Below are 20,980 nucleotides of genomic sequence, written 5' to 3'. Positions count from 1 at the left end.
AACCAGTGTTATCGTTCTTGCGTCGGCGCGACCCGGTGTGGATCGCCTGTAAGTGGTTCCGCTGCGCTCCGCATGCAGGGGCCAGCGGATGAATTCAGCCGAGGAATTAAAAGTTGTCCGGCATCTTGGCCTTTTCACGGGCCACTTCGCGGGTGATGACCCGGCGCTCCACCAGGTCCTGCAGGCACTGGTCCATGGTCTGCATGCCGACACTGGCGCCGGTCTGGATCGCAGAGTACATCTGCGCCACCTTGTCTTCGCGGATCAGGTTCCGGATCGCCGGGGTGCCGCGCATGATCTCGTGTGCCGCCACCCGGCCACCGCCATTGCGCTTCAGCAGGGTCTGGGAGATCACCGCCTGCAGCGATTCTGACAGCATCGAGCGTACCATGGCCTTCTCCTCGGCCGGGAACACGTCCACCACCCGGTCGATGGTCTTGGCGGCGGAGGTGGTGTGCAGGGTGCCGAACACCAGGTGCCCGGTTTCCGCCGCGGTCAGCGCCAGGCGGATGGTCTCCAGGTCCCGCATCTCACCCACCAGGATGATGTCCGGGTCTTCACGCAGGGCGGAGCGCAGGGCCTCGGCGAAGCCGTGGGTGTCGCGGTGCACTTCCCGCTGGTTCACCAGGCACTTCTTCGACTCGTGCACGAATTCGATCGGATCCTCGACCGTGAGGATATGCTCGTACTTGTTGTCGTTAATGTAGTCGATCATCGCCGCCAGGCTGGTGGACTTACCGGAACCGGTGGGCCCGGTGACCAGTACCAGGCCGCGGGGGGTGTCACTGATCTGGCGGAATACCTGGCCCATGCCCAGGTCGTCCATGGTCAGTACCTTGGACGGAATGGTCCGGAACACGGCGCCGGCGCCACGGTTGTGGTTGAACGCGTTCACACGGAAGCGGGCCACACCGGGGACCTCGAAGGAGAAGTCGGTTTCCAGGAACTCCTCGTAGTCCTTGCGCTGCTTGTCGTTCATGATCTCGTAGATCAGCGCGTGCACCTGCTTGTGCTCCATCGGCGGCAGGTTGATGCGGCGGACATCGCCGTCCACACGGATCATCGGCGGCAGCCCGGCGGACAGGTGGAGGTCCGAGGCATTCTGCTTGGCACTGAAAGCGAGGAGTTCTGTGATGTCCATACTGCTACCTTATTGTTCTGATTTACCCTGTGGCCCTCTGGCGGGAGGGGCTGTGAGGGCCGGATTCGGGTCGCAGTCGGATTTGCGTACAATCGGCCACTCTTTGTTATCGGGCTAGTATATGCGCAAAGAAGACATCACCGAAAACCTGAATCGCGTCCGCGGGCGCATCGCCGCCAGCTGCAGCGCCTGTGGGCGCGATCCGGGCGATGTCATCCTGCTGGCGGTGTCAAAGACCCGCCCGGGGGCGGACCTGCGCAGCGCCTACGACGCCGGCCAGCGGCATTTCGGCGAGAACTACCTGCAGGAGGCCCTGGAGAAGCAGGCGGAACTGGACGATCTGGACATTACCTGGCATTTCATCGGGCCGCTGCAATCCAACAAGACCCGCGCGGTGGCCGAGCACTTTCACTGGATGCATAGTGTCGATCGGTTAAAAATCGCACAGCGCCTGTCCGCCCAGCGTCCCCCCGACATGCCGCCACTGAACCTGTGCCTGCAGGTCAATATCGACGGCGAGGAGAGCAAGTCAGGGGTGGCGCCGGCGGAGGTCGCGGCTCTGGCAGAGGCGGTGGCCGGGCTGGCAAATGTGCGCCTGCGCGGGCTCATGGCCATTCCCGCCCCGCGGGAGTCGGAAGAAGAGCAGAGGCAGCCTTTCGAGGCGCTGACTGCCCTGCTCGAAGAGTTGCGCGAACGGCTGCCGGACCAGCCGCTGGATACGCTGTCCATGGGCATGTCCGGCGACATGGAAGCGGCCATTGCCAGCGGCGCCACCATGGTGCGCATCGGCACCGATATCTTCGGGCGCCGCGACTAGCGGCGCCCTAATACTTAAGGAAGGTACAACCAGGGCTCAGCGGGTGTTCTCGGCTGCCTGAACCTCGTCGTCCTCTTGGATTTCCCAGCGTGACACCGGCTTCTCCAGCAGGTGCTCAGAGAAAAACAGTGCGGTCACCTGGGCGTAAACGTCGCGGTTTTCTTTCTTTCGGTAGCCGTGCCCCTCGTTGAGGGCATTCATGTACCACACCGGTTTACCCCCATCCCGCAGCGCAGCCACGATCTGCTCGGCCTCGGTCACCGGCACGCGGGGGTCATTTTCCCCCTGGACCACCAGCATGGGCACACGGATCTTGTCCACGTTGTTGCTGGGGCTGATACGCTCGAGGAACGCGCGCATGTCCGGATCGCGCTCATCGCCATACTCCACCCGGCGCAGGTCGCGGCGGTAGTCGCGGGTATTGGTGAGGAAGGTCACGAAGTTGGAGATGCCGACGATATCCACGGCCGCGCGCAGCCGGTCGCTGTAGTGCATGGCACTGGCCAGCACCATGTAGCCACCGTAGCTGCCGCCAAAGACCGCGACCCGGTCGGCGTCCAGGTCAGGCTGGGTGTCGATCCAGTCCAGCAATGCGCCGATGTCCCGCACCGAATCCTCTCGCTTGTAGCCGTTGTCCAGCGCCACATAGGTTTTGCCGTAACCGGCCGAACCGCGCACGTTGGGGGCGATGACGGCAACACCGAGCTTTTGCAGCCAGAGCTGGTAGGTGCTGCTGAAATAGGGCCGGTACTGGGCTTCCGGGCCGCCGTGAATGGAGATCACCACCGGTACCGGACCCTCTACGTCGCGGGGACGATAGACGAAAGCGGGAATCTTGCGCGCTTCACCGTCCACCTGGTCGAAGGTGGGGTAGTGCACCAGTTCAGGTTCTACAAATCTGTCTGTATCCAACCCGCCCACTTCACTCCTGGTCCATCGCTCGAGACTGGAGTAGCGCAGCGGCGCCCGGCGCAGGTTGAGGACAAAAGTGTCTGTGGGCGTCTTGGGGGTGTTAATGGACAGAGCCAGCTTGTCACCCTGGCCGTTGAAGGCTAGCCCCCCAACCACGCCCATGGGCAAATCTTCTACCTTGCGATAGCGCATGTTGCGCGGGTCCAGCAGGTAGACCTGATCCATGCCGTTCTCGTTGACCGTAAAGGCTGCGCGGCGGCGGTCATCGCTGAGCGTAATCGCAGACACATCCCACGGAATGCTCGCGGTGATAACACGCTCCTCGCCTGAGACGAGGTTGCGATGTACCAGCTGGGCAAATTCACCCCTCTGGTCGGATACATAAAAAATGCCACTGCCGTCGCGATCGAAGTCGCCGGCATAGTTTCGCGACTCGCTGTCACTGTCTCCGGCAACGTGCTGCAGCGTCCCGCTTTCCAGGTCCAGTACATGTACCAGGGAGTTGGTAGAGGAAATGTACTGCTGGACCAGCAGGCGACGATTATCGGCACTGAAGGATACCGGTCCCCACCAGCTGCCATCGGGGGATTCCAGCGCGAGCGTGCTGGTGTATCCGTCCTTAGTTAGGCGAGTGATCCAGATGTCGTTGGAGCGACCATTGCGCCGAGTGCTCTGGTAGGCGATGAGGGAGCCGTCCGGGCTCCAGGCGATCTGTCCGTTGCGCGACTCCCCATCGGTCAGCATGCGGCTTTCGCCGGTGGCGGGATCGAACAGGAAAATCTGCGCATCCTCGCTGCCGCCCGCATCCATGGTGAATGCGATCTGTTGGGTGCGCGGCCGCGGTTCCACCTGGCCTATTGGCTCCTTGAAGAAGGTCAGCTGCTGGCGGGCGCCACCGGGGCGGTCTACCCGGTGAATCTGGTCGACCTCGCCGAAGCGGGTGGAGATATAGAGGGCATCCCCGGCTTCGGTCCAGCCGAGTACGGCTGCGGAGCGCACACTCTGGTAGCGGTTCAGGTCGTCGGCCACCTGACCCGGCACCGGGGGGATATCTTCCATGACCAGGTTGCCGTTGTTGAGGGTGCGTGTTTCCACTGCGGCGGGGCTGACGGCCGACCAGGCCAGGCCAACCGTCACCAGGGCCGCGGACAGGAGTCTCTGCTTGCTCATGGTTTTTCCTTGTTATCGTCTTTGTCGTCTCCATGTTAAGAGTCCCGCCGCGGGATGTCAGCGGCCTGCGGTGAACCGAGGCCGTAAGGGGGGGAATTGCGCCAGATTTTCTTTTGCCGGGACCGGCGGCCATAATTTGCACCGCGAAAGCCATTCAATCGATAAAAAGGGGGAAGTCAGTGACAGTGACGGAAAAGCCGAAGATGGTGTTTATCGGTGGGGCCGGCAATATGGCCGGTGCCGTGATCGGCGGGTTGGTGGCCAGTGGCTATCCGGCCGGGCGTATCGTCGCCACCGGTCGCAACGAGCAGAAGCTCGCTGACTTCGCCGCGCGCCATGGTGTGCAGGTGACCACGGATAATGCCACAGCGGTGGCCGAAGCCGATGTGCTGGTGCTGTCCGTCAAGCCACAGATGATGAAAGAGCTCTGCGCGCAGATCGCCGGGTTGGTAAGTGATCGCAACCCCCTGGTGATCACGCTCGCTGCGGGCATTCCGCTGGCGGCCTACCAGCGCTGGCTCGGTGCCGGGGTGCCCATTGTGCGCGCCATGCCCAACACGCCGGCCCTGGTAGGAACCGGGGTGACCGGCCTGTTTGCCGGTGAGGGTGTCTCCGCAGACCAGAGGCAGATCGCCGAGCAGATGGCTGAAGCGGTCGGTATCGCCATCTGGGTCGAAGAGGAATCCGGTATTGACCAGGTGATTGCCGTGTCCGGGTCCGGGCCCGCGTATTATTTCCAGTTCATGGAGTCCATGATCGATGCAGCGGAAAAGGCCGGCATGGACAGGGCCGATGCCGAGCGGCTCACCTTGCAAACCGCCCTGGGCGCGGCGAAACTGGCGGTGGCCAGCGAGGTGGACGTGGCGCAGCTCAAGCGCAACGTGATGTCGCCCAACGGCACTACCGAGCGCGCGATACAGCGCTTCCAGAGTGGCGGGCTTCCAGAGCTGGTGGAGCAGGCGATGCGCGACTGCGCTGACCGCGCGGCGGAGATGGCGCGCGAGCTGGATAACTGAATACCAGCCTGTTTGAGAATAAATGGCGCTGGCACTGGCGGGCGCCGAATACCAATCGCGAGAACTGTGCAGGGAATCTAGATGGCCAACACATTCACCAATATCGGCGTGTTTCTTGTCGCCACTATTGGCATCCTCTATCTCTTTGCCGTGCTGATGCGCTTCCTGCTGCAGCTGGCGCGGGCCGACTTCTACAACCCGATTTCCCAGGGCATCGTCAAAGTCACCAATCCGCTGTTGTTGCCGCTGCGCAAGGTGATTCCGGGCCTGTTCGGCCTCGACATGGCCTCATTGGTGCTGGCCATCCTGGTGGGGTGGGTGATGATCCTGGCCTGTGGCCTGCTGGCCGGAGGGGGCTTGCTCAACCCGCTGAGCGCTCTGCTATGGTCCCTGCTGGGGTGCATCAGCACCATCATTGCCATCGTTTTCGTCGGCATGCTGATTTCCATCATCTTCAGCTGGATTGCCCCGCAGAGCGGCCACCCGGCGCTGATGCTGTTGCGCCAGCTGCTGGAGCCATTCTGCGCACCGGTGCGCCGGCTGATTCCGCCGCTGGGGGTGATCGATATCAGCCCGATCTTCGTCTTTATCCTGCTGACGGTTGCCGACAAGTTGCTGGTGGGATTCGCCCAGATGGCCAATATGCCCCCGTTCGTCTACGGGCTTTTCTGGCGGATTCCCGGGTTCTGATCGGCGCCCGATCCGCAAACCGGGTCGCAATTCCGCTGGCCCGGCGCTTCTCTTCTGGCTGCCGTTCACCCAAAATAGCCGGTTCCGTCAAGTAAGCAGTACAACAAGAATAGAATTACATGGAAGACGCCCTCTTGCGCCAGCACATCGCCGATTATGACCGCTGGAAAAAAGGCCTGGACAGCCAGTTCGCCGCCTTCAACCAGTGGCTGACCCAGCACTTCCCCAACTCTGCCGGCGCCCGGCAGGTGGTGCAGCAGGCCCGTTCCCTGCTGGCGGAGGACCAGTTCACCCTGGCCCTGGTCGGGGAGTTCTCCCGCGGCAAGACCGAGCTGATCAATGCACTGCTGTCGCACACGTACGGCAAGCGCCTGCTGCCGTCCCGTCCGGGGCGGACCACCATGTGTCCGACAGAGATCTTCAGCGACGGTGGGGCGCAGGCCAGCCTGCGGTTACTGCCGATCGAAACCCTCGCCACCAACACCAGCCTGGAAAGTTTCCGGCGTATCCCGCAGAAGTGGGTTAATCACGAGTTTGACGCCAACGATGCCGAGGCCACCCGCGAGGCCTTGATGAAAGTCGCTGCCAGCAAGTCCGTGGCGCCGGAGGAAGCCGCGCGGCTGGGCTTCGATCGCCGCCATCTGGACAGCAAGGGCTCGCTGGTGGAAATCCCGGTGTGGCGCTATGCGCTGATCTGCCTGCCGCACCCGCTGCTGGCGCAGGGGCTGCGCATCATCGATACCCCCGGGCTCAACGCCCTGGGCAACGAGCCGGAACTGACCCTCAGCACCCTGCCGGGGGCCCAGGCCGTTGCCTTCCTGTTGGCGGCGGATGCCGGTGTCAGTGGTACCGACCTGAATATGTGGGAAACCCATCTGGTGCCCCTGCGTCAGCACCGTGGTACCGCCGTCATGGCGCTGCTCAACAAGATCGACGCCATGTGGGACGATCCCGATGAGGATCCGGAACTGCTGCTGCGGCGCATGCGCGCCCAGGTGAGCAAACTGCTGGAGTTGCCGCAGGAAAGTGTGGTGGGCGTGTCCGCGAAGAAAGCGCTGCTCGCCCGCCAGCAGCAGGACCAGGCGCTGCTGGAGCAGAGCCATTTTGCCGAATTCGAGAAACTGCTGGTGCAGCGGCTGATGGAGCACCGGCAAAAAGTGGCCGAGCACCGCTGCCTGCACCAGGCGCTGACGTTGATGGCGGATACCCGCGACCTGCTCAAGCGCCGCCTCAACAGCGGACAGGCGGCGCTGGAGCACCTGCAGCGCCGCGCCGGCACCAGCACGGAACAGCTCGACGAGCTGGCCCAGCTGCAGCAGACTGTCAAACAACAGCACAAGATCTGCCACCAGGAATTGCTGACGCTGAAATCCAGCCACCGCATGCTGGCTCGCCAGCGGGCATCCCTGCTGGCCCCGGTATCCAGCCAGCAGCTACAGACCCTGATCGACGACACCAGCCGCGCCCTCAACGAACGCTGGACGCCGCTGGGCCTGGCCCGTGCCATCGATGCCTTTATGGAGGGGGTGGATCACCAGCTCGCCAATATGGAGCGGGAAGTGGACTCGGCCAACCGGTTGGTGGATGCCATCTTCGAGCGCTCGTCGTTGCGGAACCTGGATTCCAGTGAACAGCATTTCAGCATCTCCACTTTCCGGCTCAGCCTGCGCGGCCTGCACCGCCAGGCGGCCCAGCTGCGGCGCTCGCCGCAACTGTTACTGGCGCGGCGCAATCGCCTGACCGAGCGCTTCATGGCCACCCTGGCCAGCGAAGTGGGGCGGCTTTACAGCCAGCTGATCTCGGCGGCCGACGGTTGGCTGGAGCAGGCCCTCGAGCCGCTGAAGCAGCACGTGCAGTACCAGAAGCACCTGCTGAACCGGCACCTGATCAAGCTCACGGAGCTGAAGCAGAAAACCCAGAGCAAGCGCACCGATCTGCGCGCGCTGGAGGAGGAAATCCTGCGCAATGACAGTGCGCTCGCCTCACTGGAGGAGTTGCTGAAGCGCAATGCCCCGGCGCCACAGCCAATGGCTCCCGCACCGCGACGGGACAACGTGACGCCGCTGAAGGCTCCGGTGGCCGGTTGAGCCGGCCCCGTGCCGGGGCCGCCAACGAAATATTCTTCTTACTTCTCCTGTGCCGCTGCCATTTGTCTTTGGTCGCGGCGCTCCCGTAAACTTGCCGGTCTCCCAGCAAATAACTGTGTCTGCACCGGAAGCCGGTATTACCTTGTCCACGGAAAAACTTTCAGTCCCTGCCGGACAACCTGACGTCAGCCGAGAGCACGGCTCCGTCGGCATCGTCGTGCCCCGGCAGCACACCTTTCGCGAACCGCTGGAGCTCGCCTGTGGGCGCACGCTCAATGAGTACACCCTGGTGTACGAGACCTACGGTTCCCTGAATGCGGACCGCAGCAACGCGGTGCTGATCTGCCACGCGTTGTCGGGACACCACCATGCGGCCGGTTATCACAGTGAGGATGACAAGCGCCCGGGCTGGTGGGACAACTATATCGGGCCGGGCAAGCCGATCGATACCGACCGCTTTTTTGTCGTCTCTCTCAATAATCTCGGTGGATGCCATGGCTCCACCGGTCCGGCTTCGATCAATCCGGACACCGGCGGCCCCTGGGGCCCCGATTTTCCCAGGTTGCGGGTGCGCGACTGGGTGCACAGCCAGGCGCGCCTCGCCGACTTGCTCGGTATCGAGCAGTGGGCGGCGGTGATCGGCGGCAGTCTCGGTGGCATGCAGGCCATGCGCTGGTCTCTGGAGTACCCCGACCGTTTGCGTCACTGCGTGGTCATCGCCTCGGCAATGAAATTGTCGGCCCAGAACATCGCTTTCAATGAAACCGCCCGCCAGGCCATAACCTCGGATCCGGATTTCTGTGATGGTCGCTATCTGGACAAGGGCAGGCTGCCCCGCCGGGGGCTGGCGGTGGCCCGGATGATCGGCCACATCACCTACCTGTCCGACGATGGACTGGGCAAGAAATTTGGCCGCGAGCTGCGCTCAGGAACATTCGAGCGCGGTGTCGAGGAAGAAGTGGAATTCCAGGTTCAGAGCTACCTGCGCCACCAAGGTGACAGTTTCTCCGGCAGTTTCGACCCCAATACCTACATCCTCATGACGCGGGCGCTGGACTACTTCGATCTGGCGCGGGAATACGGCGACGACCCGGTGGCCGCTTTCTCTCACGCCTGCTGCCGCTTTATGCTGATCTCCTTTACTTCCGACTGGCGCTTTGCACCGGAGCGCTCGCGGGAGATCGCCGATGCGCTGATGCATGCGAACCTGCCGGTGTCCTATGCAGAGATCGAGTCCTCCATGGGCCACGATGCCTTCCTGTTGCCGAACAATCGCTACCGTCGTGTGTTCGATGCCTATATGAAACGGGTGGCTGCCGAGTGCACAGCGGGGGTGGCGCCGTGATGCGGGTCGACCTGGATGTAATCCAGAACTGGATCTCGCCGAAGAGCCGGGTGCTCGACCTGGGCTGTGGCGACGGCATGCTGCTCGAGCAGCTCGGGCGCAACAAGCAGGTCAGCGGGTACGGCCTGGAAATCGACCCGGAACAGATCGAGCGCTGTGTCGCCCGCGGGGTCAATGTCGTCGAGCAGAACCTGGATGCGGGCCTGGGCAACTTTGCCGACGACAGTTTCGATACAGTGGTGATGACCCAGGCACTGCAGACCCTGCGCCAGCCGCACCTGGTGGTGCAGGAGATGCTGCGGGTCGGGCGCGAATGCATCATCACCTTCCCCAATTTTGGTCAGTGGCGGGCGCGATGGCACCTGGCCGTTTCGGGCCGGATGCCGGTTTCCGATTTATTACCATACGAGTGGTACGACACGCCCAATATTCACTTTTGTACTTTCAGAGACTTTGACCTGCTCTGCCGGGAGCGCGGCTGGACTATCCTGCACCGTCAGGTCGTCTCGGAAACCGCCATTGGCGTGGCGATGAAGGATTTTTTACCCAATCTTTTTGGTGAGACGGCGATCTACCATCTCACTCGCTAAACTGAAGGAATACGGGCGCCACGGCGTCCGACGGCCCCCGGGTGAGGGAATCCACAACAACAGGAGGTGACACCGTGAAACGCATTTGGACAGCTGTGGCCGCGGCCACATTGCTTCTGTGGGCGGTCAGTGCTGCCGCGCAGGAAGCCAAGATCATCAAGAGCCATGAAGATTTTGGCGATTACCGGGTCATCTACTCGGTGTTCAACAGCAGCTTCATCAAGCCGGAAATTGCGCAGCAGTACAAACTGGTGCGGGCCGATGACCGGGCCTATGTGAACGTATCGGTAGTGGAGAAAGAGGCCGGCAAGCACGGCCTCGCCAGTGAAGTGGGTGGCTCTGCGACAAACCTGATCCAGCAATCGCGGCCGCTTGAGTTTATGGAGATCCGCGAGGGGCCGGCGGTGTATTATCTGGCGCCGTTGCGGTTTGAGGATGAGGAGGTGCTCACCTTCAAGGTCGACGTCAAGCTGCCAAATGGCCGCACCGAGCAACTGACATTCCGCCGTCAGCTCGACAAATTGTAAGCCTGCCCTTGGCGATGAAAGCGAGCGCTCCGCGCTCGTTTTTTGTTTGTGGCCTGAAAGGGGCCGAGTGGGGAGAAGAGTTTGGAAAAAATCGTGCTCGCCAGCGGTAACGCCGGCAAATTACGGGAGTTCTCCCAGCTGTTCGCCAGCTGGCAGATCGAGGTGGTGCCGCAGTCGGACTTCGACATCCCGGATGCCGACGAGACCGGCCTCAGCTTTATCGAAAATGCCCTCATCAAGGCGCGTCACGCCAGCCGCCTGAGCGGGCTGCCGGCGCTGGCGGATGACTCCGGGCTGGCAGTGGACGCCCTGCACGGTGCGCCGGGGATTTACTCCGCACGTTATGCCGGCACCGGGGCCACGGACGCGGAGAACAACCGCAAACTCCTCGAGGCGCTGGCGGATACTCCCGATGGGCGGCGCGGGGCCAGCTTTCACTGTGCGCTGGCCTTCGTGCGTCGCCACGATGACCCGGTGCCACTGGTCTGCAGTGCCCGCTGGCGCGGTCGCATATTGCGCGAGCCGGCCGGGGAGGGCGGTTTCGGCTACGATCCGCTGTTTTTTGTCGAGTCCGAGGGCAAGACCTCGGCCCAGCTGTCCCGGGAAGTGAAAAACCGCATCAGCCATCGCGGCCAGGCGGTGGAACACTTCCGGGACCTCTGGCAGGAATCTATGGGGAGCGAGGGCGCCCTTGGCTGACAGCAACAGCACGGGGCTGGCACTGCCGCCCCTGAGCCTCTACGTGCACATTCCCTGGTGTGTGCGCAAATGCCCCTACTGCGACTTCAATTCCCATGCGGCCGGGGAAACCCTGCCCGAGGCGGAATACGTTGCCCAGTTGCGGCGCGACCTGCAGAGCCAGCGGGCCTGGGCGCAGGGGCGCCGGCTGACGTCGATCTTCTTTGGTGGCGGCACCCCGAGCCTGTTCTCCGCCAGTGCCATCGGTGCAATCCTGCAGGCGGCGGACGAGCTGGTGGGCTTTGCGCCGGACATCGAAATCACCCTCGAGGCCAACCCGGGCACCTTTGAGCAGCAGAAATTTGCCGGCTACCGCGCTGCCGGGGTCAACCGGCTTTCCATCGGGGTGCAGAGCTTCGATGCGCAGCAGCTCGACAACCTGGGGCGGATTCACTCCGGTGATGAAGCCGCCGGGGCGTTGGACATGGCCCGGCGAGCCGGTTTCGACAATATCAACCTGGACCTGATGCACGGCCTGCCGCAGCAGACGGAAGAGGAGGCGTTGGAGGACCTGCAGCGCGCGGTGACCCTGGGCCCGGAGCACATCTCCTGGTACCAGCTCACCATCGAGCCCAATACCGCCTTCTACAGCGCCCCGCCCGTGGTGCCCGGACCCGCTCATATCGTCTCCATGCAGGGGGCGGGGCGAGACTATCTGGCCCGCCACGGTTACCAGCGCTATGAGGTGTCCGCCTACGGGCAGGCCGGGCGGGAGGCGCGCCACAACATCAACTACTGGTCCTTCGGCGACTATCTCGGCATCGGGGCCGGGGCTCACGGCAAGGTCACCCTGCCCGGTGAGGGACAGGTGCTCCGTACCCGCCGCACCCGCACGCCGCGCCATTACCTTGCTGCCGGTGAAGGCGGGCTGCTGACTGCACCGCCGGTCGAGCCGGTGGCCCGCGAGGAGCTGCCGCTGGAATTCCTCATGAATGCCCTGCGACTGGTCCGCGGCGTACCGGTGGACGTATTCTCACGCCACACTGGCCTGCCGCTGTCGTCCCTGGCCAGGCAGTGGGGGGTACTGGAACAGCTGGAACTGGTGGAGCCTCTGGACGAGCGCATCGCGGCCTCCGCTTTCGGCTTCGACTATCTTGACGAGATATTGCAGCGATTTCTCGAGCAACCCTGAGTGGCGGGGGCCGGCGACCTTGAAAGCCCGTCTCCCGGCCCCACCTACAGGGCAACCGGCGCCTTGCGACGGGTGGGGGCTCTACTTATCATGTGCCGACCTGCCCGCGGGGCTGACCGCACCAAGTAACCAAGAAAACAGGAAAGTGATATGAGCGAGCACGCAATCGTCAACGTGACTGACGCCGACTTCGAGGCCGAGGTACTGAAGGCTGACGGCCCGGTACTGGTGGATTTCTGGGCACAGTGGTGCGGCCCGTGCAAGATGATTGCTCCGGTCCTGGAAGACCTGGCTGGCCACTACGGCGAGAAGCTGAAGATCGTCAAGGTCGATGTGGATGCCAACAAGGAGTCCCCGGCCAAGTACAATGTCCGCGGTATCCCCACCCTGCTGCTGTTCAAGGGCGGCAACGTGGAAGGCACAAAGGTGGGTGCCCTGTCCCGCGCCCAGCTGACTGAATTCATCGACAGCCAGCTGTAAGCCCGGCGCCATCCTGCGGGGCATTTTCTCTTGCAGGATGGCGAACTGCCGTTATACTGGCTAATAATCTGAAACCACTCAGACGAGTCGAGAACGATTCCTGGCCGAGCTGAACGAAGTCGCCCCTCCGCACGGTCGTAGACCATCCCCGGCGCGTTAACTCCTCGAGTTGAACTTATCCAGAACGTAACTGCGCGGCCGACCGGCCAGTTTAGGCAGTTTCATGAGTTCCCCTGAGCTATCGCGATTCCGGACAGGCATGAAAGGGCGCTCCGTCCATGGGCAAAGTTGAGCAATTTCGAACTTCAAACCCCTCCCCGAACAATTCCGGCGCGTCCGCGCCAAATGCAAACAGAAACCTTAATAAAGCAATTGGTATGAATCTCTCCGAATTAAAAACCAAACCGATCGAAGAACTGATTGAAATCGCCAAGGGCATGGGCCTGGAAAACCTGGCCCGCTCGCGCAAGCAGGACATCATCTTCAATATCCTCAAGCGCCACGCGAAGAGCGGTGAGGACATCTACGGTGAGGGTGTACTGGAGATCCTGCAGGACGGGTTTGGTTTTTTGCGCTCCGCCGACTCTTCTTACCTGGCGGGCCCGGATGATATCTACGTTTCCCCGAGTCAGATCCGTCGCTTCAACCTGCGCACGGGCGACTCCATTGCCGGCAAGATCCGCCCCCCGAAAGAGGGTGAGCGCTACTTCGCACTGCTGAAGGTCAGCGAGATCAACTTCGACAAGCCGGAAAACGCCCGCAACAAGATCCTCTTCGAAAACCTCACCCCGCTCTTCCCGAACAACCGCCTGACGCTTGAATGTGGCAACGGATCCTCCGAGGACCTGATCGGCCGTATCATCGACCTGGTGGCGCCCATCGGTAAGGGACAGCGGGGGCTGATCGTCGCACCGCCCAAGGCCGGTAAGACCATCATGTTGCAGAACATGGCCCAGGCCATTACCCGCAACAACCCCGAGTGCCACCTGATCGTCCTGCTGATCGACGAGCGCCCGGAAGAAGTGACCGAGATGCAGCGCTCGGTGCGCGGCGAAGTGGTCGCCTCCACCTTCGACGAGCCGCCGGCCCGTCACGTGCAGGTGGCCGAGATGGTGATCGAGAAGGCCAAGCGCCTGGTGGAGCACAAGAAGGACGTGGTGATCCTGCTGGATTCCATCACCCGCCTGGCCCGCGCCTACAACACCACGGTGCCGTCCTCCGGCAAGGTGCTGACCGGTGGTGTGGATGCCCATGCCCTGGAGCGCCCGAAGCGCTTCTTTGGTGCGGCCCGTAACATCGAGGAAGGCGGCAGCCTCTCCATCATCGCCACCGCGCTGGTGGACACCGGCTCCAAGATGGACGAGGTGATCTTCGAGGAGTTCAAGGGCACCGGTAACATGGAGCTGCAGCTGGACCGCAAGATCGCCGAGAAGCGTGTCTACCCGGCCATCAACGTGCGCCGCTCCGGTACCCGCCGCGAGGAACTGCTGATGCCGGAAGGCGAGCTGCAGCGGGTGTGGATCCTGCGCAAGCTGCTGCACGACATGGATGACCTGGCGGCCACCGAGTTCCTGATCGACCGCCTGAAGGACTTCAAGACCAACGACGAGTTCTTCCTGTCCATGAAACGGAAATAATTCCCAATCACGATAAGGCACCGCAGCCGGTGCCTGATTGGCAATTGGCGAAGAAATCGGCGATTATTTGCACAGAAATTGATTGAAAAGGCGAGCCGTTAGGCATATAAAGGCCCACATTGTGGCGCTGGAAGTGTACCGAACGAACGACGCCCGACCGAATTGGCCAGTGCCTGTCGCACCGCGACCCGCACACCTCAGGCCAATCTCAGATGGATGATCTGGTGGAGCTGGTTATCCATTTGTGACTGCACGACAGCCCACATATCTAGTGAGAACTTTTTGTGAATATCTATATTGGAAATCTGGCCTACGCGGTAACCTCTGACGACCTGCAGGAAGCATTTGGTGCCTTCGGAGAAATCTCTCGCGCGACTGTTATCACCGACCGGGAGACTGGCCGCTCTAAAGGTTTCGGTTTCGTTGAAATGCCGAACGACGATGAAGCGCGCAAGGCGATCGAAGAAATGAATGATCAGCCGATGTCTGGCCGTAACATTCGTGTTAACGAAGCCAAGCCGCGTGAAGACCGTCCGCGTCGTCCGCGCTTCTAAGCTGATTCCAGCTTAAGCGTTCGGTGGCCCGCAGCATCCGCTGCGGGTCCCTCAACCCTCTCTCCTCCGCAACCCGCTATCCCGGGCTGCCATTCCCCATTTTGTCCTGACTCATTTACACTGCGCAGAACGCATTTCTGCGGTCAGGAGCAAGATGAAATACAAAGACCTGCGCGACTTTATCAAGCTGCTGGAAAAACGCAGCCTGCTGAAGCGTATCCAACACCCGGTTGACCCCAACCTCGAGATGACAGAAATCGCCGATCGGGTACTGCGTGCCGGCGGACCGGCACTGCTGTTCGAGAATCCTGTCGGCTTCGACACCCCGGTACTCGCCAACCTGTTCGGAACCCCGGAGCGGGTCGCCCTGGGGATGGGGCGGGAATCCGTCTCCGAGTTGCGCGAGGTGGGTGAGCTGCTGGCCTTCCTCAAGGAGCCGCAGCCTCCGGAAAGCCTGAAGGATGCCTGGGAGAAGCTGCCGGTGTTCAAGCAGGTCCTGAACATGGGCCCGAAAGTGGTGAAAAAGGCCCCCTGCCAGCAGGTCGAACTGACCGGTGAGCAGGTGGACCTCAACCGGCTGCCGATACAGACCTGCTGGCCCGGCGACGCCGCACCGCTGGTCACCTGGCCCCTGGTCATTACCCGTGGGCCGGAGAAGAAGCGCCAGAATCTCGGCATCTACCGCATGCAGCTGATTGGACGGAATCGCCTGATCATGCGCTGGCTATCCCACCGTGGCGGTGCCCTGGATTTCCGCGAGTGGTGCCAGCGCAATCCCGGCAAGCCTTACCCGGTCGCCGTGGCACTGGGCGCCGATCCGGCGACGATCCTCGGTGCGGTTACACCGGTGCCGGACACCTTGTCAGAATATGCTTTTGCCGGCCTGCTCCGGGGCGACAAAACCGAAGTGGCGGAAGCCACGCTGAGCGACCTGCAAGTGCCAGCGAGCGCAGAATATGTCCTCGAGGGCTTTATCCACCCGGACGACATGGCCGACGAAGGCCCCTACGGCGACCATACCGGCTACTACAACGAGGTAGACCGCTTCCCAGTGTTCACCGTGGAGAAGATCACGCATCGTAAAGACCCCATCTACCACAGCACCTATACCGGCCGCCCACCTGATGAGCCCGCCGTGCTCGGCGAGGCCCTGAACGAGGTATTCGTACCGATCCTGAAAAAACAGTTTCCGGAGATCGTCGACTTCTATCTGCCCCCCGAGGGCTGCTCGTACCGCCTGGCGGTCGTCAGCATGAAGAAACAATATCCGGGCCATGCCAAGCGGGTGATGATGGGGGTCTGGTCCTTCCTGCGCCAGTTCATGTACACCAAGTTCGTGATTGTCACTGACGACGATGTGAATACCCGCGACTGGAAGGACGTGATCTGGGCCATGACCACACGCATGGATCCTGCGCGGGACACGGTAATGGTGGAAAACACGCCTATCGACTATTTGGATTTTGCCTCACCGGTCTCCGGCCTCGGCTCCAAGATCGGCTTTGATGCCACCAACAAATGGCCGGGGGAAACTGACCGTGAGTGGGGCCGCCCTATCGAACGGGATTCGGATGTGGTGAGAAAAGTTGACGAAATGTGGAGCGAGCTGGGTCTCTGACCTGCAGGCAAAACCCAATCACTGACCCAGGGAGGGGGCTATGCAAGTGATCAAAACCATGCGGCCTGGCCACAAAGGCGCGCGCCGCTTCGAGCGGCGCTTTGGCAAACGGCTGTGCGCCGTGCGTTACCGCAACTCCCCGTGTGGAAAGAAAGTGCTTACCACGGTCGAACTGATCGTGGACGAGCGTGAAAAGCCCGCACCGGGAGTCTCACACGCAGGGTTACAGGCCTACCAACGGGCGGAGCCCGTGGCTCTCTCCGTTGGCGCAGAAGAACACGCGATGCAGCGTCTGCTCAAACAGGCTGGTGCCCGCTGGAGTCAAAAGGGCCGGGCATGGGTCGCCACGCGAGAACTCGTCGCTACGCTCGGCCTCAATCATCGAATTGTTGAAGGGCTGATTGACGCCTGTGAAGATGTAGACGCCACTTTTGAGTTGTGAGTAGCCAGATGTGGCCACCCGTGGCCATATGTGGATATTCTTGGTTAGATCTAGGAACGTGGTCAGATATGACCACGCATAAGAATAAACTGTTATGCTTTTTAACCACAAAGAGGAGATTGATATGTACCCCAAAAAAGTAAATGTTGTCTCAGCTTTTATATGTATATTGATGTTAAGCATAGTTGGTTGTGCTGATTCGAAACCGGGCACCGACAACACTGGGAAGATGTGTACCGTAACTGAAGGCCCAAATAAGGGGAAAAAGGGTCGCTATGATACGGAAGGCTCCTGTTGTGATGCAGATAAAGATGGGGTTGAAGTACCCGGTGGGTGGGGATGTACAGATTGTAAGGGAAGTAACTGCAAAGATGGCCACAGTCTTCCAGAGACAGATTTGGATGCTGTTAAGCCAAATGATAAGCCCATAGACCAGTAACAAAGCATAACAAGCGCGTGAAGAGCGACACCTTAAGCTCTGCTTCGCTTTTGTGTTGCTCGCTGCGCTCACAATTAAAACACAAAAGCGGCGCGCCGCTTGGTGCGCCTTACGCGGGCGTTAAGTGAACACCTCGAATATGGAAAAGTTGATAACTATAAAGCAAGCGTACTTGGCAATGGCTGAATACCTTCTCGAAGAGTGTCAGCTTGAAGCAGGACGAGCCGTTGATGCTCGCGGTATTGTGGCAGAGCTGGAATTAGTTGGCCCATGGGAATCTTCGAGCGAGGGATGCACTGAAATGTTTGAAAAGGCAGTCGAAAAAGTCCTCACAGAAGGATCAGTTTTTGACTTCAAGAAGTGGACCCGCATCACTTAACAAGGCCGGGCAATTTGCTCCGGGCCTACGGCCCTCCGCGGGACAGCTTACCTTGTGCACGTTTTGCGCAGGTCGCTGCGCTCCCATTATTGCGCAAAACGCGCACAAGGTAAGCTGCCCCTGCCGGCGGCGTTAAGTTTCTTAGTGTCCTGAGAAGCTTTCGTTCAACTGCTCGGAAAAAGTGAATAGGGAAATTTCATATGAATAAGAAGGTATTCGGAGCATCAGTTTTAGTTATTGGAATAGCCTGGCTTTGTGCAATCATCTTCACGGCTATTTCTCCAATGCAAATTACTATGCTCGCCATACTCTTGGTGGTTTTGTCCTTTGTAGTCTTGGCTATATTGGCAACCATCAAGTGAGTCAGGGCGGCCAAAACTTAACAATCACAGGCAGTGAAGCTTCGGCCCTTCGGGCCTCCGCGGGACGGCTTACCTTATGCACGTGTTGCGCGGTCGCTTCGCTCCCATTTTCGCGCAAAACGCGCATAAGGTAAGCCGCCCCTGCTGTGGGCGTTAGGCTCATCAATGAAATTGCCATGTTTGATAATCGTCTGCACCTTGTCACAGCTTGTCTTCGCGGATAGCGTGGTATCGATTATCTCTACAGAAAGTGATTTTTGTTCCAAGCGCATACTTAATCCGCCTCACTGCCAAGAGGATGGGGTTTGTTACCATTTTAAAAAAGACCTCAATTATCCAGTAGAGCTACTGAAAAGAGGAATTGAGGGGCATGCCAAAGTGAGATTTGATACGGATAGTGATGGATGTACATTAAACCATCGTGTGCTTGAGTCGTATCCGGAATCTGGCTTTGGAGAGGCGGCAATTGGAGTGCTAAAAAAGTACCAATATTCGGGCCAGGTTAAAGGGCTTGAAAAAACGTTTACCTACAAGATCCAAAAATGAGCCTAACCAGTGAATGAAGGACGACGCCTTACGCTTTGCTTCACTTTTGTGTTGCTCGCGGGGCTCGCAAATTAACACAAAAGTGTGCGCGCTCGCGTGGCGCGCCTTATTCAGGCGTTATGTGAATGAAACGTATGAGTGAACCCGTGCTTAAGGAGGTTCTAGTCAAGGCAATAAAAGAGCTAGAGGATGCTGGCGATATTGTTGTGGTTAATCCTATTGAAAATGCAGTGGCTAATAAACTTTACGCAGTCATACAACAAGTTTCACCAAATATGCTTACGTCACAAGAACTTAGCGGCATTATCAATGCGCTAAATGCTCACAATCTAGGATTTGGTTTGGACGATAAAGATTTTCAAACTATCATCGGCCTCACCAAAGAACAGCTCAAAGTTGCAGCCAACAAACTAAAGGTGGCTGAGTGCTAAATCACATAACAAACAAAGGCAGCATCGCCCTGCGGGCTGGACGCGCTAACGCGCGCCGCTGCTTTGGGCGTTAACACAACAAGGAGTTCCACAATGAAGTGGGCATTTATCGACTATGAAAATGTCGGTGGCATGGAGAAAATAGATCTTTCACAATATGAAAGAGTCATCGTGTTTCTTGGCGCAAAGCAACCAAAGCTAGATTTTGGCGCATCAAAGTATGATTCCCCGATCAACCTTATTGTTGTACAAATAAAGGCCACACAGGCAAACAATCTAGATTTTCATCTTGCTTACTACTTAGGTAAGTACGATCGTGAAGCCGAAAAGAATGTAACGTTCGAAGTCATCACAAATGATAATGGCTTCGCGCCCTTGATTTCACATTTGAAATCAAACGGTAGAACTTGTAAGCACATCAAGCAGGTTACCGTAGCAGCTTCCACACAAAAATTGTTGAGCTCTCTTACTAAGTCTCCGAAAGACAAGCGGCCAAAGACAGTATCATCTTTAAAAAACCATATCGCGGCGCATTTGAAGCTACAAGGCAATGAAATCGCGGTTCAAGGTCAGGTAAATAAGCTCGTTCAAGAGAAAAAGGTGGTGCTAAACGGAGAGTCCGTAGAGTACCAGTGTTAACAAAGCCAGGCAGGATGCTCCGGGCCTTCGGCCCTCCGCGGGACAGCTTACCTTGTGCACGTTTTGCGCAGGTCGCTGCGCTCCCATTTTTGCGCAAAACGCGCACAAGGTAAGCTGCCCCTGCTGGCGGCGTTAGGCTTAAGTAAGAATCAATGAAGTTGCCAAGAAAAAATAAACATTGGTTAGAAGAAATGACCATTGCCATGGAGAATAATAGCTATGGCAGCGTGATTGAAAAAAACTCTAAAGATACTGCCGAGGTGCTCCAGGTCGCAATTTGCGCTGCAAAAGATGCGGCTAAAAATCGAGGTATGTCAAAAGCATCGGTAATAGAAAGTATCATTTCAGAGATCGAAGAAATCGTCAGAGATGAAATGAGCCGAGATCTAGACCCAGAAGGGGTTTCCTTGGAAATTCAGTATTTTCTTTCTTACGTAGACGCAAATGTACTTTTGGGTGTGATCTCAGAACGTAAGGCTGAGGAAATCATGCACCACTATACGGAGTCTTGAGGTCCATCAGCCTAACAAGCAGCGGCAGAGCGACAGCCAACGCTACGCACATTTTGTGTTACTCGCTGGCGCTCAAACATTAACACAAAAGGCGCTCCGCGCTGGCTGCGCCTGCGCTGGGCGTTAAGTGATCATGAAAATTCGATACCGAAATTTTACAAGAGGTGGCGATAGTTACCCTTGGGCTACTCACGTTTCGGAAGAGCTAGTTCGTAAACCGAAAATATTAGTGATCTGGGAGTTCGCTCAATTTGTCATTGCGCTAGTGTGGGGAAGCCTTGTTGTTGCCAATGCGGAATCCTGGTCTGAGTGGATGCAGCTTGCCATTCCTGCCACCTTCTTGATTTCAGCTTTGTACTTGGCACTTGATAAGCATTTTTATAGAGTGTTTTCGCTTTTTTCTGTATTTTCGACACTAGTTTTTATGGCCTATTTGAAGCCGAAAGATGAAGCTTTAGTTCTTGTGGTTGTGATTAGTGTGTTCTTAGTCGCCTTTTCAAGCAGTATGTTTGTGGGGAAGAAGGCGAGGGCGTATTTCACGTGGTGCAGATCCATGTCTGACCACACTTAACAAGGCCGGGCAGTTTGCTCCGGGCCTATGGCCCTCCGCGGGACAGCTTACCTTGTGCACCTTTTGCGCAGGTCGCTCCGCTCCCATTGTTGCGCAAAACGCGCCCAAGGTAAGCTGCCCCTGCCGGCGGCGTTAGATGGATCGTATGGATCGCGAATACCACAAGTTATGGTACAGGTTGGATGGAAGCGATTTCTACCTCATT

General features: G+C 59.1%; 24 protein-coding genes. 22 read left to right on the top strand and 2 right to left on the bottom strand.

Annotated features, from left to right (window positions below; all coding sequences use genetic code 11):
• Nucleotides 1-106: 106 nt before the first annotated feature.
• Nucleotides 107-1,141 (bottom strand): type IV pilus twitching motility protein PilT, encoded by a 1,035-nt coding sequence (locus LVD12_RS12005; protein ID WP_237067967.1) that lies wholly within the window; start codon nucleotides 1,139-1,141, stop codon nucleotides 107-109.
• Nucleotides 1,142-1,262: 121 nt separating this feature from the next.
• Here LVD12_RS12005 and LVD12_RS12000 point away from each other — a divergent pair, with 121 nt between their 5' ends.
• Nucleotides 1,263-1,958: a YggS family pyridoxal phosphate-dependent enzyme gene (locus LVD12_RS12000; RefSeq protein ID WP_237067966.1), complete on the top strand. Its 696-nt coding sequence runs from the start codon at nucleotides 1,263-1,265 to the stop codon at nucleotides 1,956-1,958.
• Between the two features lie 36 nt (nucleotides 1,959-1,994).
• Here the strand turns inward: LVD12_RS12000 and LVD12_RS11995 are convergent, their stop codons facing one another.
• Nucleotides 1,995-4,040, bottom strand: coding sequence for a S9 family peptidase (locus LVD12_RS11995; protein WP_237067965.1), 2,046 nt, complete (start codon nucleotides 4,038-4,040; stop codon nucleotides 1,995-1,997).
• A 179-nt stretch (nucleotides 4,041-4,219) separates the two neighbouring features.
• Here LVD12_RS11995 and proC point away from each other — a divergent pair, with 179 nt between their 5' ends.
• The 21 genes from proC (at nucleotide 4,220) to LVD12_RS11890 (ending at nucleotide 20,775) form a co-directional block, all read left to right on the top strand.
• Nucleotides 4,220-5,056, top strand: a complete 837-nt coding sequence (proC, locus tag LVD12_RS11990) for a pyrroline-5-carboxylate reductase (RefSeq protein WP_369413388.1) — start codon at nucleotides 4,220-4,222, stop codon at nucleotides 5,054-5,056.
• A gap of 81 nt (nucleotides 5,057-5,137) precedes the next feature.
• Nucleotides 5,138-5,746 carry a YggT family protein gene (locus LVD12_RS11985; RefSeq protein ID WP_237067964.1) on the top strand — a complete coding sequence of 203 codons (609 nt, stop codon included), beginning with the start codon at nucleotides 5,138-5,140 and terminating at the stop codon, nucleotides 5,744-5,746.
• A gap of 119 nt (nucleotides 5,747-5,865) precedes the next feature.
• Entirely contained in the window at nucleotides 5,866-7,833 is a 1,968-nt protein-coding gene (locus LVD12_RS11980; RefSeq protein ID WP_237067963.1) for a dynamin family protein, read from the top strand.
• Nucleotides 7,834-7,975: 142 nt separating this feature from the next.
• Nucleotides 7,976-9,178: a homoserine O-succinyltransferase MetX gene (metX, locus tag LVD12_RS11975; RefSeq protein WP_237068195.1), complete on the top strand. Its 1,203-nt coding sequence runs from the start codon at nucleotides 7,976-7,978 to the stop codon at nucleotides 9,176-9,178.
• On the top strand, nucleotides 9,178-9,768 hold the full coding sequence (metW, locus tag LVD12_RS11970; RefSeq protein ID WP_237068194.1) for a methionine biosynthesis protein MetW: 591 nt from the start codon (nucleotides 9,178-9,180) through the stop codon (nucleotides 9,766-9,768). The genes metX and metW overlap by 1 nt, the downstream gene beginning before the upstream one ends.
• A gap of 74 nt (nucleotides 9,769-9,842) precedes the next feature.
• Nucleotides 9,843-10,295, top strand: coding sequence for a DUF4426 domain-containing protein (locus LVD12_RS11965; RefSeq protein ID WP_237067962.1), 453 nt, complete (start codon nucleotides 9,843-9,845; stop codon nucleotides 10,293-10,295).
• An 81-nt stretch (nucleotides 10,296-10,376) separates the two neighbouring features.
• The gene (gene rdgB / locus LVD12_RS11960) at nucleotides 10,377-10,994 is read left to right on the top strand and encodes an RdgB/HAM1 family non-canonical purine NTP pyrophosphatase (protein WP_237067961.1); all 618 of its coding nucleotides are present in this window, start codon (nucleotides 10,377-10,379) and stop codon (nucleotides 10,992-10,994) included.
• Nucleotides 10,987-12,165 (top strand): radical SAM family heme chaperone HemW, encoded by a 1,179-nt coding sequence (hemW, locus tag LVD12_RS11955; protein ID WP_237067960.1) that lies wholly within the window; start codon nucleotides 10,987-10,989, stop codon nucleotides 12,163-12,165. The genes rdgB and hemW overlap by 8 nt, the downstream gene beginning before the upstream one ends.
• A gap of 150 nt (nucleotides 12,166-12,315) precedes the next feature.
• Nucleotides 12,316-12,645, top strand: a complete 330-nt coding sequence (trxA, locus tag LVD12_RS11950; protein ID WP_237067959.1) for a thioredoxin TrxA — start codon at nucleotides 12,316-12,318, stop codon at nucleotides 12,643-12,645.
• A 377-nt stretch (nucleotides 12,646-13,022) separates the two neighbouring features.
• Nucleotides 13,023-14,282 carry a transcription termination factor Rho gene (gene rho / locus LVD12_RS11945; protein WP_067084426.1) on the top strand — a complete coding sequence of 420 codons (1,260 nt, stop codon included), beginning with the start codon at nucleotides 13,023-13,025 and terminating at the stop codon, nucleotides 14,280-14,282.
• 284 nt (nucleotides 14,283-14,566) lie between these two features.
• Nucleotides 14,567-14,836 carry an RNA-binding regulator gene (rbp, locus tag LVD12_RS11940; protein WP_237067958.1) on the top strand — a complete coding sequence of 90 codons (270 nt, stop codon included), beginning with the start codon at nucleotides 14,567-14,569 and terminating at the stop codon, nucleotides 14,834-14,836.
• A gap of 154 nt (nucleotides 14,837-14,990) precedes the next feature.
• Nucleotides 14,991-16,454, top strand: coding sequence for a 4-hydroxy-3-polyprenylbenzoate decarboxylase (gene ubiD / locus LVD12_RS11935; RefSeq protein ID WP_237067957.1), 1,464 nt, complete (start codon nucleotides 14,991-14,993; stop codon nucleotides 16,452-16,454).
• Nucleotides 16,455-16,494: 40 nt separating this feature from the next.
• Nucleotides 16,495-16,896 carry a hypothetical protein gene (locus LVD12_RS11930; RefSeq protein WP_237067956.1) on the top strand — a complete coding sequence of 134 codons (402 nt, stop codon included), beginning with the start codon at nucleotides 16,495-16,497 and terminating at the stop codon, nucleotides 16,894-16,896.
• A 124-nt stretch (nucleotides 16,897-17,020) separates the two neighbouring features.
• Nucleotides 17,021-17,335: a hypothetical protein gene (locus LVD12_RS11925; RefSeq protein WP_237067955.1), complete on the top strand. Its 315-nt coding sequence runs from the start codon at nucleotides 17,021-17,023 to the stop codon at nucleotides 17,333-17,335.
• 139 nt (nucleotides 17,336-17,474) lie between these two features.
• A complete protein-coding gene (locus LVD12_RS11920; RefSeq protein WP_237067954.1) occupies nucleotides 17,475-17,714 on the top strand; it encodes a hypothetical protein in 240 nt (79 codons plus the stop codon).
• A gap of 200 nt (nucleotides 17,715-17,914) precedes the next feature.
• On the top strand, nucleotides 17,915-18,076 hold the full coding sequence (locus tag LVD12_RS11915) for a hypothetical protein (protein WP_237067953.1): 162 nt from the start codon (nucleotides 17,915-17,917) through the stop codon (nucleotides 18,074-18,076).
• Nucleotides 18,077-18,301: 225 nt separating this feature from the next.
• Entirely contained in the window at nucleotides 18,302-18,622 is a 321-nt protein-coding gene (locus LVD12_RS11910; protein ID WP_237067952.1) for a TonB family protein, read from the top strand.
• Between the two features lie 125 nt (nucleotides 18,623-18,747).
• Nucleotides 18,748-19,053, top strand: a complete 306-nt coding sequence (locus LVD12_RS11905; protein ID WP_237067951.1) for a hypothetical protein — start codon at nucleotides 18,748-18,750, stop codon at nucleotides 19,051-19,053.
• A 93-nt stretch (nucleotides 19,054-19,146) separates the two neighbouring features.
• On the top strand, nucleotides 19,147-19,692 hold the full coding sequence (locus LVD12_RS11900) for a PIN domain-containing protein (protein WP_237067950.1): 546 nt from the start codon (nucleotides 19,147-19,149) through the stop codon (nucleotides 19,690-19,692).
• Between the two features lie 152 nt (nucleotides 19,693-19,844).
• On the top strand, nucleotides 19,845-20,204 hold the full coding sequence (locus LVD12_RS11895) for a hypothetical protein (protein ID WP_237067949.1): 360 nt from the start codon (nucleotides 19,845-19,847) through the stop codon (nucleotides 20,202-20,204).
• Nucleotides 20,205-20,337: 133 nt separating this feature from the next.
• Complete coding sequence (locus tag LVD12_RS11890) at nucleotides 20,338-20,775, top strand: hypothetical protein (RefSeq protein ID WP_237067948.1); 438 nt, start codon at nucleotides 20,338-20,340, stop codon at nucleotides 20,773-20,775.
• Nucleotides 20,776-20,980 lie beyond the last annotated feature (205 nt).

The organism is Microbulbifer guangxiensis (genome assembly GCF_021729075.1).
In the GTDB taxonomy this organism is placed as follows: domain Bacteria; phylum Pseudomonadota; class Gammaproteobacteria; order Pseudomonadales; family Cellvibrionaceae; genus Microbulbifer; species Microbulbifer guangxiensis.
Note: the sequence above shows the minus strand (reverse complement) of the source record. Positions and strands in the feature narration are given on the sequence as shown.

Coding starts and splice junctions, on each gene's coding strand:
- LVD12_RS12005 (WP_237067967.1), bottom strand. CDS start 1,141: ATGGACATCACAGAACTCCTCGCTTTCAGTGCCAAGCAGAATGCCTCG.
- LVD12_RS12000 (WP_237067966.1), top strand. CDS start 1,263: ATGCGCAAAGAAGACATCACCGAAAACCTGAATCGCGTCCGCGGGCGC.
- LVD12_RS11995 (WP_237067965.1), bottom strand. CDS start 4,040: ATGAGCAAGCAGAGACTCCTGTCCGCGGCCCTGGTGACGGTTGGCCTG.
- LVD12_RS11985 (WP_237067964.1), top strand. CDS start 5,138: ATGGCCAACACATTCACCAATATCGGCGTGTTTCTTGTCGCCACTATT.
- LVD12_RS11980 (WP_237067963.1), top strand. CDS start 5,866: ATGGAAGACGCCCTCTTGCGCCAGCACATCGCCGATTATGACCGCTGG.
- metW (WP_237068194.1), top strand. CDS start 9,178: ATGCGGGTCGACCTGGATGTAATCCAGAACTGGATCTCGCCGAAGAGC.
- trxA (WP_237067959.1), top strand. CDS start 12,316: ATGAGCGAGCACGCAATCGTCAACGTGACTGACGCCGACTTCGAGGCC.
- rho (WP_067084426.1), top strand. CDS start 13,023: ATGAATCTCTCCGAATTAAAAACCAAACCGATCGAAGAACTGATTGAA.
- ubiD (WP_237067957.1), top strand. CDS start 14,991: ATGAAATACAAAGACCTGCGCGACTTTATCAAGCTGCTGGAAAAACGC.
- LVD12_RS11930 (WP_237067956.1), top strand. CDS start 16,495: ATGCAAGTGATCAAAACCATGCGGCCTGGCCACAAAGGCGCGCGCCGC.
- LVD12_RS11925 (WP_237067955.1), top strand. CDS start 17,021: ATGTACCCCAAAAAAGTAAATGTTGTCTCAGCTTTTATATGTATATTG.
- LVD12_RS11920 (WP_237067954.1), top strand. CDS start 17,475: ATGGAAAAGTTGATAACTATAAAGCAAGCGTACTTGGCAATGGCTGAA.
- LVD12_RS11915 (WP_237067953.1), top strand. CDS start 17,915: ATGAATAAGAAGGTATTCGGAGCATCAGTTTTAGTTATTGGAATAGCC.
- LVD12_RS11905 (WP_237067951.1), top strand. CDS start 18,748: ATGAAACGTATGAGTGAACCCGTGCTTAAGGAGGTTCTAGTCAAGGCA.
- LVD12_RS11900 (WP_237067950.1), top strand. CDS start 19,147: ATGAAGTGGGCATTTATCGACTATGAAAATGTCGGTGGCATGGAGAAA.
- LVD12_RS11895 (WP_237067949.1), top strand. CDS start 19,845: ATGAAGTTGCCAAGAAAAAATAAACATTGGTTAGAAGAAATGACCATT.
- LVD12_RS11890 (WP_237067948.1), top strand. CDS start 20,338: ATGAAAATTCGATACCGAAATTTTACAAGAGGTGGCGATAGTTACCCT.